The organism is Mesorhizobium sp. M5C.F.Ca.IN.020.32.2.1 (assembly GCF_004023105.1).
Classification (GTDB): domain Bacteria; phylum Pseudomonadota; class Alphaproteobacteria; order Rhizobiales; family Rhizobiaceae; genus Mesorhizobium; species Mesorhizobium wenxiniae.
On record NZ_RZSX01001698.1, the window covers coordinates 1 to 416 of the forward strand.

The following is a 416-nucleotide window of genomic DNA, read 5'->3' on the forward strand; positions in this document are numbered from 1 at the left end:
AGCCGGCCATTGGCGGTGAGGCCCTCGCCCAGCCTGACGATACGCGGGAAAGCGTCGATGACGCGGAACTGACCGTGGCGCGTCGGCACAGCCACCAGCAGCCGGGAATTGTTGGTGCCGAGGGCGAGTGCGGCAAACACCGGCAGTTCCTGCGCCGGCGAGCGGCGAACATCCTGCTCCGGCCTGCTTGGCGCAGCTGAGGGCAAAGGCGCGACGATCGCCTCGGGAGGACGGCTGGCTGGAGCGCTGTCGGCGGCCGCCGACAGCCCGGCCGCCGCGAGCTGTGCGTCATCGCGCACGAAAACTTTGCGGCCGCGCCGGCGTTTGCGCCGCTTCCTGGTCTTGGCCTTCTGATTCTGGCCATTCTGATGCTGGGACGCGTCGCCTGGCTGTCCGTGACCGGACCAAGGCTGCAC

Annotated in this window: 1 pseudogene; it reads right to left on the minus strand. The window is 69.5% G+C overall.

The window, feature by feature from the left end:
* A pseudogene (locus tag EOA86_RS38225) lies at nucleotides 1-416 on the minus strand (Ppx/GppA family phosphatase); the annotation flags it as partial.